Below are 12,367 nucleotides of genomic sequence, written 5' to 3' on the forward strand. Positions count from 1 at the left end.
TTCTGGTTGGAGGGGCCTCTTTTTGAAGCATGCAGGACCTGTTGGAGACAGACTTAGGCATAGCAAACCTTAAGGAGGGAAGTCCGATGAAATATCGGGAGCTCGGAAATACGGGGCTGCACGTCAGCGAGGTCAGCTTCGGCACTTGGGCCATCGGCGGCAGCTGGGGCAACACGAATGATGATGAAGCCTTAAAAGGCTTGGATAAGGCGATCGGCGAAGGCGTCAACTTCTTCGATACGGCGGACGTTTACGGCGACGGACATGCGGAGCAGCTGCTCGCCAAAGCGACCAAAGGGAAGGAAGACGACATTTATATCGCGACGAAGTTTTGCCGTGCCGGCGATATTCACGATCTGGAGACGTATTCGGAAGCGCGGGTGCGGGCTTACTGCGAAGCCAGCCTGAAACGTCTGGAGCGCGAGCGTATCGACCTGTACCAGATCCATTGTCCGCCGTTGTCTGTGCTGAAGGACGGGCGGGTGTTCGAGGTGCTGGACAAGCTGCAGGCGGAAGGCAAAATCCGCCATTACGGCGTCAGCGTGGAAACGGTGGAAGAAGGCTTGTTCTGCCTCGACGTTCCCGGGGTGAAGGCGCTGCAGGTCATCCTGAACCTGTTCCGCCAGAAGCCGCTGACGGAGCTGCTGCCAAAGGCGCAGGAAGCCGGCGTCGGCATTCTTGTGCGGTTGCCGCTGGCCAGCGGCCTGCTGACCGGCAAGTTCAAGCCGGACACGACGTTTGATGCGGACGATCACCGCAGCTTTAACGCCAATGGCGAGCAGTTTAACGTTGGCGAGACGTTTGCGGGCTTGCCGTTCACCAAGGGCGTCGAGCTGGCGGCGCAGCTAGGCTGGATCGCCGAAGGCCGCGGGGACATGGCCCGCGCGGCGATGCGCTGGATCCTCGACCAGCCGCAGGTCACCTGCGTGATCCCCGGCTTCCGCAACGTGCGCCAGGTTGAGGACAACCTTGGCGCGATCGATGTGCCTTCCTTTAGCGAGGAAGAGCTGAAGCGGTTGGCACACTTCTATCAGAACGAAGTCGCGCAGCACATTCGCGGGGCGTATTGATTCTGACGGCGCGCCGGGGCGAAATAAGGTGAAAAAATGTTCTTATTTCGCGCGAATCCCGTCCGGACGCCCAGATAGAGGTAAAAAATCACCTTATTCACCGGTTGAGGCCATCATTTTGGCGTTTTAACCGGGAATAAGGTGAAAAAGTGGCGTTATTTTTGGCCAACGGGCCAAGTGACACGAAATAAGGTGAATCTTTACCGCTATTTCGATGCTATCGTGAGAAAGCCTCCCACAGGGCCATGTACATCAGGCCTGATGGGGGGCTTTTGCGCGTTCTGCGGCGGCGCTCTGTTCCAGGCGCAGCGTATCGCGCCAGCTGCAGTAAGTCGCCCATGGACCGCCGTCGTCCAGCAGCGCTTTGCAGGTGTAGATGCCCTCCTCGACCGAATCGACGCGCCCGGCAAGCTCCAGGCGGACCGCCCCGTTCAGCAGCACCTGATTCACGTAAGCCGGGTGCGCCCGGCCCTGCAGCACCTGCTCGGTGACGTGCAGCTGTTTGGCTGCGGTCCAGACCGTATCGTCCTCCTCCGGCAGCGGGGTGTCCAACCCGTAGGCCTCCGGGTTAACGACATGCAGCTTGGCTTCGCCGTCTCCCACCACATAGGTGCGCGTCGGCCGATCGATAAACAGGTCCTCCGAACCCTGGGCCCCTTGGACGATCAACGCTCTCCGGTAATCCAGCTGCTCGATGAGCTGGGCCATCCGGTCGAACACCGTATTATGGTATACGCCGTATACCAAATAAGGCGAATCGCTGAAGTCCAGCAGCTTCTCGATCGTATTCAGAATCGTCCGCAGGCCCAGCTCCTCGCGGATCGGGCGAAGCTTCGCCAGCGGCGGGCACCAGACCTCCGACGGCACGAATCGGACTCCGGCAAAATCAGCCGGACGGGCGGCGGGCGCCCATTCCATCAACCGGCTGTCGACGCCTAACTCGCTGAGCAGATCGGTTAGGGTCACGCCCCACTTGGGCGGAAGCGAAGGGGTGCCGTGCAGCGTGACAGGCAGTCCTCCCGCTGCCAGCAGGAAGGAGGTGGCGAACGTCGCCATAAAGGAGGTGGTTCGGCCGTCATAAGGTCCGGCACAGTCCAATCCCTGCGGAATGGGCGAGCGATGGGCGTGCTTGCGGAAGACCGTCACGAACGCCTTCAGCTCCTCCACGCTCTCCAGCTTGATCCGCTGCGCCATAAAGAAGGCGCCGATCTGGGCCGGAGTCGCTTGGCCGTCGATCATCAGCTCGGCAGCTTCGCTTGCCTCCTCGTAAGTCAGGTCACGGGCGCCTCTTTTGCCTCGGCCTACTTCCTTCAGGATTTCTGTCATCGTCATCGGGAGCCCCCCTTTATTTGTAAGCATGGAATACGATGCTACTCAAAATTTCAATTGCTGGTGGGCCTTCACGACCGAGGTCGCTACATCCACCATCCGTTTGCGTTCGTTCATCGCTCGCTTGCGCAGCAGGTCGTAAGCCTCGGCTTCGGACACTTTGTTGACGTCGCACAAGATGCTCTTGGCCATGTCGATCCACTTCCGTTCCTCTAACCGAGAAACCAATTGAGCCCGTTCATTCTGCCAAGTTTGGCGCTCAAAAAAATGATTGGCGCCGAAGTGCAGCGCCCAATGCAGCTCCGATGCCGTCATGGACGGGGAAAGCAGGCCGTCTACGGGGACCTCGGTTTCGCATGCCTCCAGGGAGGAGCTAGCCGTTTCGGGGCTGCACCACCATAGAAGCGGGAGCGCCTTCCACTTGAGCAGCACGGTCCCCCAGCGCTGCATTCCTTCGATCGACATATCCAGCACCGCGGCGTCTATCTCTTTGATCCGCTTGCGGATTTGGGTCTCTTGACAGGAGGCGAAGACCTGATACCCGCTCGTTTTGAGGAGGGTTTCGGGTTCAGCCAAGGGCAAAGACTTCAGGGGATCTGCCGGCGCAGTCCCAGGGATTGCAGCTTCGCGAATGACCAGTAAGAAGCGCATCGAGAGGTGATCCCTCCTATCCATAACGATGTGTTTCTAGAATCCAAGCGGGTTCTTAGCTTTAAAGCGATAAAGGATCAGGGCTAAGGGTTACGCTATAAATGGTAAAGCGATACTGCGAAGAGAGAAGAGGAAAGAAAACCTAACATCACATTTCAAATTTTAATGGTTACATGTATTTTCGCGCCTTTTTTCAGAAAAATCAATACATATGTTATAAAAACTTACATAAAAATTTTTGATAGCTCAATTTTATGTAATGTATATTGACATCACTGCCATCCTCATTATATAGTAAATGGCAACGAAACGATTGATTTAAATTTGCTTAATTCAAAATTCGATCATGACCATGCCGGGTACAATGGGGTGCCCGCAAGAAGCGGCAATGGAGCCTGTCTTCGCAAACCGTGGAAATAACGCACTAGCTGTAGCTGCGTGTTTCTAGGGGCGAGGCGGGCTTTTTGTGTTTTTTGGCGATTCAAGAAAGGGGAGATGGAGATGAACCAAAAGAAAAAAATGGTGCTGATAGGAAACGGGATGGCGGGAATGCGGACGGTGGAGCATGTGCTGAAGCTGGCTCCGGAGGCGTATGAGATTACGGTTTTTGGCGCGGAGCCGCATCCGAACTATAACCGCATTATGTTGTCCTCGGTGTTGGCGGGCGGAGCGGACATGAAGGAGATCGTGATTAACGACTTGCCTTGGTACGAGGAAAATCATATCAAGTTGCACCTGGGGGATGAAGTCGTCCGCGTCGATACGAAGAAGCGTAAGGTCGTATCCGCATCCGGGGTGGAAGCCGATTATGATGCGCTGATTATGGCCACGGGTTCAAACCCGTTTATCTTGCCGATTCCCGGCGCTCGCAAGGAAGGCGTGATCGGGTTCCGCGACATCAAGGATTGCGAACGGATGATGGAAGCCTCTCGCAAATATAAGAAAGCCGCAGTCATCGGCGGCGGATTGCTGGGCCTTGAGGCGGCCCGGGGCTTGTTGCATCTTGGCATGGATGTCTCGGTCGTGCACATCCATCCTTATTTGATGGAGCGCCAGCTTGACGAGCCGGCGTCGAAGATGCTGCAGCGCGAGCTGGAGGCGCAGGGGATGAAGTTCCTGCTGCAGAAGCAAACGGCCAGCATTTACGGCGGACGGCGGGCCGAAGGGCTGGAATTCGCGGATGGAAGCCGACTAGAAGCGGATTTGGTGGTGATGGCCGTCGGCATCAAACCTAACATTGAGCTGGCAAAAGAGGCCGGGCTGGAGGTTGCGCGGGGCATCATCGTAAACGACTATCTGGAGACCAGCGCACCAGGCGTGTACGCTGTTGGGGAATGCGCGGAGCATCGCGGCATCGCCTACGGGCTGGTGGCTCCGCTCTATGAGCAAGGCAGCGTGCTGGCGAAGCGCCTGGCTGGCGCAGCTACAGCCGGGTACGAAGGTTCCGTAACTTCGACGAAGTTGAAGGTCTCGGGAGTGGATGTCTTTTCCGCCGGGTATTTCAATGATGCTCCAGGATCGCGCTCGCTGCGCATTCAGGACGAATTGGAGGGTACGTACCGCAAAATCGTCCTGCAAGACGACAGGCTGATCGGAGCGGTACTGTTCGGCGACACGACGGATGGCCCCTCGTTATTTGCCAAGATCAAAAGCGGTGAATCCGTGGTCGGGAAAGAGAAAGAGCTGCTGCTCGGCTATGCTCCAGGTCAAGCCGGGGGTGGAGCGGCGTCCCCGAATGCCCGGTTGGCAGCGATGGCCGACGATGAAATCATCTGCGGGTGTAACGGGGTAACCAAAGGCACCATCGTCGAAGCGGTGAAGGGCGGTTGCTCCAGCGTGGGCGAGATCAAAGCGTGCACGAAGGCGTCCGGCTCCTGCGGCGGGTGCAAACCGCTGGTGGAGGGGCTGCTGCACCTCTACGCGGAAGGCGATGTCAAGGCGGTGAAGGAAGGGATCTGTGGCTGCACGCCGCTGGGCCGTGACGAGATCGTCGCCAGCATTAAGGAGATGGGGCTCAAGAGCGTGCGCGAGGTTATGAACGTGCTGGAATGGCGCGAGCCGGAGGGTTGCTCCAAATGCCGCCCGGCGCTGAACTACTATCTGGGGATGTTGTGGCCAGCTGAATACGTGGACGAAAAAGAGTCCCGCTTCGCCAACGAGCGTTATCACGCGAACATCCAGAAGGACGGGACCTTCTCCGTCGTGCCGCGGATTTACGGCGGCGTCACCTCCCCAGCCGAACTTAAACGGATCGCGGCGGTGGCGGAGAAATACGATGTGCCGATGGTGAAGTTCACCGGCGGGCAGCGGCTAGACCTGCTGGGCGTGAAGAAGGAGGATTTGCCAAAGGTATGGGAGGAACTCGACATGGCGTCCGGCCATGCGTACGGCAAAGCGCTGCGGACGGTGAAGACCTGCGTGGGCTCGACGTTTTGCCGGTTCGGCACTCAAGATTCCATCGGGATGGGCATCCGCTTGGAAAAAGCCTTCGAGCGCCTGAACACGCCGGGTAAAGTCAAGCTGGCGGTATCGGGTTGCCCGCGGAACTGCGCTGAAGCGACAATCAAGGACCTTGGCGTCGTCGCCATCGACGGCGGATGGGAGCTCCATGTCGGCGGTAACGGCGGGGTGAAGGTTCGGGCGGCGGATCTGCTCTGCGTGGTGAAAACCGAAGACGAGGTGGTCGAATGGACGGCGGCGTTCCTGCAGCATTACCGCGAGCAAGCGAACTGGAACGAGCGCACCGCGCAATGGGTTGAACGGGTTGGGCTGGACGCGATCAAGGTGGTGCTGGAACAAGACGAAGAACGCAAGGCCCTGGCGGCACGGATTGAGGATACCTTGAGCCGGACGATCGACCCGTGGAAGGAAATTATCGACAACCAGGAGCTGCGCAAAAACTTCGAACCGCTGCAAGACGTGCAATTGCAAAATTCGTAATCTTTTTGGGGGGGAGAAACAATGATTACAAAAATTCAGGTGGCTCGTTTGGACGATATAGATCGGCTTGGCTCGCGTACGGTAATCGTCGAGGGGAGGGAGGTCGCCATCTTCCGCCTCAGTGACGGCAGCATTCATGCGATCGAAAACCGCTGCCCGCATAAGGGCGGCAAGCTGTCGGAAGGGATGGTGTGCGGTTCGGCCGTGCATTGTCCCCTCCATGATTGGAAGATCAACCTGCACAACGGGCGCGTCCAAGAACCCGATCATGGCGAAGTTACCGTTTATGAAACCGAAGTGGATGAAGCAACCGGAGCTATCTATATTTCGCTGTAGCGCATAGAGATCACGCTGCAATTAAGGAGTGGACGAATCATGGATTACGTCAAACCAGGAGAAGTACTCGGAACGATGATTGAGACCGGAGAAAATAAAGCCAACCTCAGCATTCTGCAGCTGTTGGTGAAAGGCTTTTTGGGTGGGGCGATCCTCGCCTTTGCCACTACTTTGGCCTTCTCCGCAACGCAGCAAACCTCGCTGGGGATCGTGGGGGCGGTGATTTTCCCGGTCGGCTTTGTCATTATCGTCCTGCTGGGCTTGGAGCTGGTGACAGGCAGCTTCGCCTTGATCCCGCTGGCCGTGCTGGAACGACGCGTGTCGCTGATGCGGATGCTGTCAAGTTTCGGTTGGGTGATTCTGGGGCACCTGATCGGCTGCGCGGTTTATGCGATTCTGTATGGGTTAACGATCACGAAAATGGGCACAGACCTGTCCCACCCGCTCGTGCAGGTGCTGATCCAGACAAGTGAAGCGAAGACGCTGGCATACAAGCATATGGGCGGGAGTGGGCTGGGGCTCGTCATCATTAAAGCGGTGCTGTGTAACTGGATGGTGACGCTGGGTGTGGTGATGGCGATGACCTCGAAGTCGACGGCCGGCAAAATCGTGGCGATGTGGCTGCCGATTCTGATCTTTTTTGCGCAGGGCTTTGAGCATGCGGTGGTGAATATGTTCGTCATCCCGGCGGGGATGCTGCTGGGGGCGAACGTCAGCTTGGCGGACTGGTGGCTGTGGAACCAGATTCCCGTTTTGATCGGCAACTTCCTGGGTGGCGTCGTGTTTACCGGTTTGATGTTCTATGTGGCGCAAAAAGGGACCTTGCGGCGTGGAGCAGAAGCGCGGGGCGTTGGAACAGAATTGGTTGAGCCGGAGGGGCGCGCGTTGTCCGTGGCGGGGGAACGCCTATGAAAGCGCCTGGGACGGTAAGTATCGTCGGAGCGGGCCCTGGCGACCCCGAGTTGATCACGGTTAAGGCGGTGAACCGGCTGCGCGAGGCTGAGTTCGTGTTGTACGATCGGCTCGTTAGTGAAGAACTGCTGGCGTATGTGGGGCCTTACGCGGAGCTGGTGTACTGCGGCAAGGCGCCGGGACGCCATGCGATGCCGCAGGCGGAAATCGAGCGGCGGCTGATCCGCTACGCCTTGGACGGGAAGCGGGTGGTGCGCCTGAAAGGCGGCGACCCGTTCGTCTTCGGGCGCGGCGGGGAGGAGGCGCTGGCGCTGGCGGCGGCGGGGATCCCCTATGAGGTGATTTCCGGCATCACGTCGGCGCTGGGCGCGGGCTTCTTCTTTTATACACCTAAGAGTTGATTAAAGGACGGGGGGTGGGGGTGGCGATGGACTTGAAAGTGAGGGGGCGGCAAAAAGTGGCGGTGGGGGGGGCGCGTATTGGGATCGGAGGGGGGGGGGGTGGGGGAAGGGGGTGGTGTTGGGGGGGCGCGGGCGATCAGGCGCCGGTCCGCTGGGACCTGCTGGCGCATGGCGTCGACACGCTGGCGATCTACATGGGCGTCAGCCAAATCGCCGCCATCCGCGGCGAGCTGCTCCGCCATGGCAAGCCAGCCTCGACGCCGGTGGCGTTGATCGAAAGCGGCACAACCCGCGGCCAGCGCACGTTCACGTGCACCCTGGACGACATGCACAAGCTCGCCGCCGCCGTAAAGCTCAGCAACCCAGCGCTGATCCTCGTCGGCGAGGTGGTGCGCGTCCGCGAGCAGTTGCAGCTGTTCGAGCACCAGGCGGAGGTGTATTACGGGTCGTGAGATGGGGGCGTGGGTGGGCGGTACGTAAGTACCGTTCGACTGCCAGCCAACTAACCTTCACCAATCGCGCAGCCTCCCCCACACCCGTCGCATGGCGCCTGCCGACTCGTGTCTGCTGTCTCGCCACTTGCTGCTGTCTGCACACCGCAGCAGTCTGCCGTCCTCCGCGCACCTTCACTGATCGCGCAGCTCCTCCACACCCGCCGCGCGGCGCCTGCTGTCCTCCGCACACCGCCTGCTGCTCTCCGCACACCACCTGCTGCCTGCCGTCCTCCGCGCACCTTCACTGATCGCGCAGCTCCCCCACACCCGCGGCGCGGCGCCTGCTGTCCTCCGCATGTAGCCTGCTGCCCTGGCTGCCGTCCTCCGTTCTATCGCTCAGCTCTCCGTCGCTCTTCGCCCCCTACCCTCGCAGCCTCCGCCCTTCGCACACCGTCTGTTGCTCAACTGCAAAAGTGCAGTTAAATTCGAGAAAAATCGGCTTTTTTGCGGGATGAAGTGTAAAAGTGCAGTTGAATGAGTGGGTTTCGAGGGGAAATGGGGGCTTGGTGGCAAAATGAGCTGCACTTTTGCATTTCAGCGACGTTTAATAGGTACTTTTGACAAGATTCAACTGCACTTTTGCAGTTCGCCAATAGTTGCTCTTTCGGATTACCGTTAAAATACACTTACCTTATGCTCAATGCCCTTCCGCCTACGGTTCAACCCAGCACTTAATTACCGTTTACCGCTCAAGTACGGTTCAACTGCCGTCCAAAATTACCTTCCAACTTCTGTTCAAGTACTGTTTGACACCGCTTAATTTTAATTACCTTGCCTACTTTCAACAACGTCTAACTAGCCTTCTTCGTCTATCGCTCAGTTCCCCTTCGCCCTCCGCCCTCCGCAAACCGCGCACCGCACACCACAGCAGCCTCCCGCCCGCAGCCTCCCGCCCTCCGCTCGCCACCTGTTGCTTTCCGTGCACCGCCTGCGGCTCAATTGCGTCTGGGCTTTCCGCTCAACTGCAAAAGTGCAGTTAAATTCGAGAAAAATCGGCTTTTTTGTGGAGTGAAGTGTAAAAGTGCAGTTGAATGAGTGGGTTTGGAGGGGAAATGGGGGGTTGGTGGAAAAATGAGCTGTACTTTTGCATTTCAGCGACGGTTAATAGGTACGTTTGACAAGATTCACCTGCACTTTTGCAGTTCGTCGAAAGGTTAGCTAAGCAAAATATGCGAAAAAGGCCAGAAGGAGCGTATAATCGACGCGTTCCTTTTGGCCTTTTTACTAGAGCTATTGCAACTTACGATTTGGCAGCGCTCATCGCGAGCAGTTCGCTGACTGTGACCAACCGATACCCGGCAGTCGTCAGTTCAGCGGCCAGGATCCGCACGGCTTCAACGGTTTGGGAACGATCGTCGAAGCCGTCATGGAACAGCAGGATGCTGCCCGGGCGAAGCTGCTCCCGCGTTTTTTCCACGATGTGCGCCACGCCGGGCATTTCCCAGTCCGTTGCCGCGCCGTTGACGGCCCCGATCGCGGGATAGTTAAATTCCCCGGCGGTGATCGCGGCAACCTCGTCGGAGGTAGCGAGATAAGGCGGGCGGAAGACCCGCGGTTTCGCCCCGGTCACTTGCTGGATCAGCGCCTCCGTCAGCTGCAACTCCCGGCGGCATTCCTCCGAGCTAAGTTCAGGCAGGTGCGGGTGTGTATAGGTGTGGTTGCCGATCTCATGGCCTTGCTCGTGAACGGTTTTCGCGGTTTCCACGCTCTTCTCGATCTGTGTGCCAATCATAAAGAAGGTTGCCTTCCCCTGCACCTCCCGAAAGATCTCCAAGACCTGCGGGGTATAAAGTGGATTGGGGCCGTCGTCGAACGTGAAGGCAACGGCTTTTTCCCGGACGGGAACTTCATTGATCACATGAAAATTAGACATGACCTATGCATCTCCTTTTTGAGTGTTCATGCGGACTCAGACTCACGTACCGGTCCGCCACTTCCGCATTCCACAAAAATCCTCATAAAACGTGTTATCCCACATCGCCGGTCACCTAGGGCGTACCGTCCGGACTGCACGTACAGTATGGCTGGTTCATTCGCTCGGTTCCAGCGCCTCCAGACCGCGGCCGCCGCCGGTAACCCGGTCAATATCGGCCTGCAAATCCCCAGCCGCCCGGATTACGCCGGGGTGATCATCGGACGACACGTAGAGATTAGATCGGCTGCCGCCCCTTGGTAAACCAGCTGGAGGAAGGCCTGACCCTCCTCCGGGAGATGCCGGATATAGCTTGGTCCAAACATCGTTTTCCCTCCGCATCGCTTAAACTCCTGAATACGCCATAAATCCGCCGTCAACCGGGATCACCGTACCGGTCACGAAGCCGGATGTCTCCGCATCCGCCAGCCACAGCAGCGTACCCAGCAAATCCTCCGGCACGCCAAAGCGGCGCATCGGGGTATGGGTGATGATTTTATTTGAGCGTTCGGTCAGGGATCCGTCCGGGTTTTTCAGCAAATTGCGATTTTGTTCCGTCAGAAAAAATCCCGGCGCCACAGAATTCACCCGGATCCCGGATTCAGCCAAATGCACGGCCAGCCACTGGGTCAGGTTGTTGATCGCCGCCTTGGCCGCGCTATAAGCGGGAACTTTTGTCATCGGGCTATAGGAGCTCATGGAGGAGATGTTGATGATCGTTGCGCCAGGACGCCCGATCATTTCTTTGGCAAATATTTGCGTTGGGATCAACGTCCCCGTGAAGTTTAAGTCGAGAACACCGCGAACGCCGGGGATGCTAAGGTCAAAGAAGCTGGTGACCTCGGGATTGGCGGCATCCTCCGGCCGAAAAATCTCGTTGCTCGTATTGGCGCTGGCATTGTTGCCGCCGGCCCCGTTGACCAGAATATCGCACGGGCCAAAAAGCTCCCGAACGGCCGCCTCCGCCGCCTTTACGCTTTCCACGTCCGTCACATCGCAGGCAAATGCGGCCGCCGTACCGCCGTCGGTGCGAATTTGGTCCACCACAGCTTCGCCCTTGGCGAGTGTGCGGTTCAAGATCGCCACTTTCGCTCCCTGGCGGCCCAGTTCACGGGCCATCGCCCGGCACAAACCCCCGCCCCCGCCGGTAATAACGGCGGTTTTGCCGGCCAATGCGGGATGTACTGGCAAGTTGCTCATCGGTTGCTCCACTCCTTTTTTTACCGTTAATGAAGGATGATTCGAGATTAGTTCAGTTGACCGGCTTGTTTGGCATACGCATCCCACAAGCCCCACAGATACATAATGCCGAGCGCCCGGTCATAAAGGCCGTACCCCGGACGGCATTCTTCGCCCCAAATGTGGCGACCGTGGTCAGGGCGGGCATACCCCGTGAAACCGGTGTCATAATAGGCCTTGACGATGCCGGCGATATCGACGGTGCCGTCCTGGGTCCGATGTGACGTTTCCATAAAATCGCCGTTGTCGAACACACGCACGTTGCGAATATGGGCAAACGGAATCCGGTCATGGAATTCATGGATCATCGCGATGATATCGTTGTCCGGATTAGCCCCCAGTGATCCGCTGCATAACGTGATTCCGTTAGAAGGGCTGTCAACCAGCTTCAGGAAGCGGCGCAGATTTTGCTGACTCGTGATGATGCGCGGCAGACCAAAGATCGACCACGGCGGATCGTCCGGATGGATCGCCATTTGGATCCCGTGCTGCTCGGCCACCGGTACGATTTCCTTCAAGAAATACTCCAGATTACGCCACAGATCCTCTTCCGTAACGCCCCGATACGCCTCGAACAGGGAGGTTAGCTGCTCCAGCCGCTCTGGCTCCCAGCCGGGCATCGTCAGCGCGCTGTTTTGGTTGATAACCCTCACCAGCTCAAAAGGATCGATATTATGAATACGGGCTTTTTCATAAAATAACGCCGTCGAACCGTCCGCCCCCGGTTGATGCAAATCCGTCCGCAGCCAGTCGAAGATCGGCATGAAGTTGTAGCAGATCACTTTGACGCCAACCTGGGCCACCTTTTCGATGGTCCGTTTGTAGTTTTCGATATACCGGTCGCGCGACGGCAAACCAAGCTTAATGTCCTCATGCACGTTAATGCTTTCCACGACATCCAGGTGAAAACCGTAACGGTCCGCTTGCCGCTTCACCTCTTCGATTTTGTCCATCGGCCATTCTTCTCCGGCAGGGACGTCGTGCAGCGACCAGACGAGACCCTCTACACCGGGGATTTGCTTGATCTGATCCAGCGTGACCGTGTCGTTGCCCTCGCCGAACCAGCGAAATGTCATACGCATA

General features: G+C 57.9%; 10 protein-coding genes and 1 pseudogene. 5 read left to right on the top strand and 6 right to left on the bottom strand.

The window, feature by feature from the left end:
* Positions 1–86 precede the first annotated feature (86 nt).
* A complete protein-coding gene (locus BN3277_RS06945) occupies positions 87–1,070 on the top strand; it encodes an aldo/keto reductase (RefSeq protein ID WP_059041540.1) in 984 nt (327 codons plus the stop codon).
* 252 nt (positions 1,071–1,322) lie between these two features.
* Here BN3277_RS06945 and BN3277_RS06950 read toward each other — a convergent pair whose 3' ends face one another.
* Both BN3277_RS06950 and BN3277_RS06955 read right to left on the bottom strand, forming a co-directional pair.
* Entirely contained in the window at positions 1,323–2,402 is a 1,080-nt protein-coding gene (locus BN3277_RS06950; RefSeq protein WP_059041541.1) for an anthranilate phosphoribosyltransferase, read from the bottom strand.
* 42 nt (positions 2,403–2,444) lie between these two features.
* Positions 2,445–3,050, bottom strand: a complete 606-nt coding sequence (locus BN3277_RS06955; RefSeq protein WP_059041542.1) for an ANTAR domain-containing response regulator — start codon at positions 3,048–3,050, stop codon at positions 2,445–2,447.
* 501 nt (positions 3,051–3,551) lie between these two features.
* Between BN3277_RS06955 and nirB the strand changes: the two genes are divergently transcribed.
* The 4 genes and pseudogenes from nirB to BN3277_RS26405 form a co-directional block, all read left to right on the top strand.
* The gene (gene nirB / locus BN3277_RS06960; RefSeq protein WP_059041543.1) at positions 3,552–5,990 is read left to right on the top strand and encodes a nitrite reductase large subunit NirB; all 2,439 of its coding nucleotides are present in this window, start codon (positions 3,552–3,554) and stop codon (positions 5,988–5,990) included.
* Between the two features lie 21 nt (positions 5,991–6,011).
* The gene (gene nirD / locus BN3277_RS06965; RefSeq protein ID WP_082691354.1) at positions 6,012–6,326 is read left to right on the top strand and encodes a nitrite reductase small subunit NirD; all 315 of its coding nucleotides are present in this window, start codon (positions 6,012–6,014) and stop codon (positions 6,324–6,326) included.
* A 39-nt stretch (positions 6,327–6,365) separates the two neighbouring features.
* Positions 6,366–7,238 (top strand): formate/nitrite transporter family protein, encoded by an 873-nt coding sequence (locus BN3277_RS06970; protein WP_059041544.1) that lies wholly within the window; start codon positions 6,366–6,368, stop codon positions 7,236–7,238.
* Positions 7,235–8,079: pseudogene (locus tag BN3277_RS26405) on the top strand (uroporphyrinogen-III C-methyltransferase); the annotation flags it as partial. The gene BN3277_RS06970 and the pseudogene BN3277_RS26405, both read left to right, overlap by 4 nt.
* A 1,294-nt stretch (positions 8,080–9,373) precedes the next feature.
* Here BN3277_RS26405 and BN3277_RS06985 read toward each other — a convergent pair.
* From BN3277_RS06985 to uxuA, 4 genes are all read right to left on the bottom strand, one after another.
* Positions 9,374–10,006: a polysaccharide deacetylase family protein gene (locus BN3277_RS06985; protein WP_059041545.1), complete on the bottom strand. Its 633-nt coding sequence runs from the start codon at positions 10,004–10,006 to the stop codon at positions 9,374–9,376.
* 156 nt (positions 10,007–10,162) lie between these two features.
* Positions 10,163–10,387: a hypothetical protein gene (locus tag BN3277_RS25475; RefSeq protein ID WP_148500994.1), complete on the bottom strand. Its 225-nt coding sequence runs from the start codon at positions 10,385–10,387 to the stop codon at positions 10,163–10,165.
* A 3-nt stretch (positions 10,388–10,390) separates the two neighbouring features.
* Positions 10,391–11,245: an SDR family oxidoreductase gene (locus BN3277_RS06990; RefSeq protein ID WP_059041546.1), complete on the bottom strand. Its 855-nt coding sequence runs from the start codon at positions 11,243–11,245 to the stop codon at positions 10,391–10,393.
* 47 nt (positions 11,246–11,292) lie between these two features.
* Positions 11,293–12,366, bottom strand: a complete 1,074-nt coding sequence (uxuA, locus tag BN3277_RS06995; protein ID WP_059041547.1) for a mannonate dehydratase — start codon at positions 12,364–12,366, stop codon at positions 11,293–11,295.
* Position 12,367 lies beyond the last annotated feature (1 nt).

The sequence above is a fragment of the Paenibacillus rubinfantis genome (assembly GCF_001486505.1).
Lineage (GTDB): Bacteria > Bacillota > Bacilli > Paenibacillales > Paenibacillaceae > Fontibacillus > Fontibacillus rubinfantis.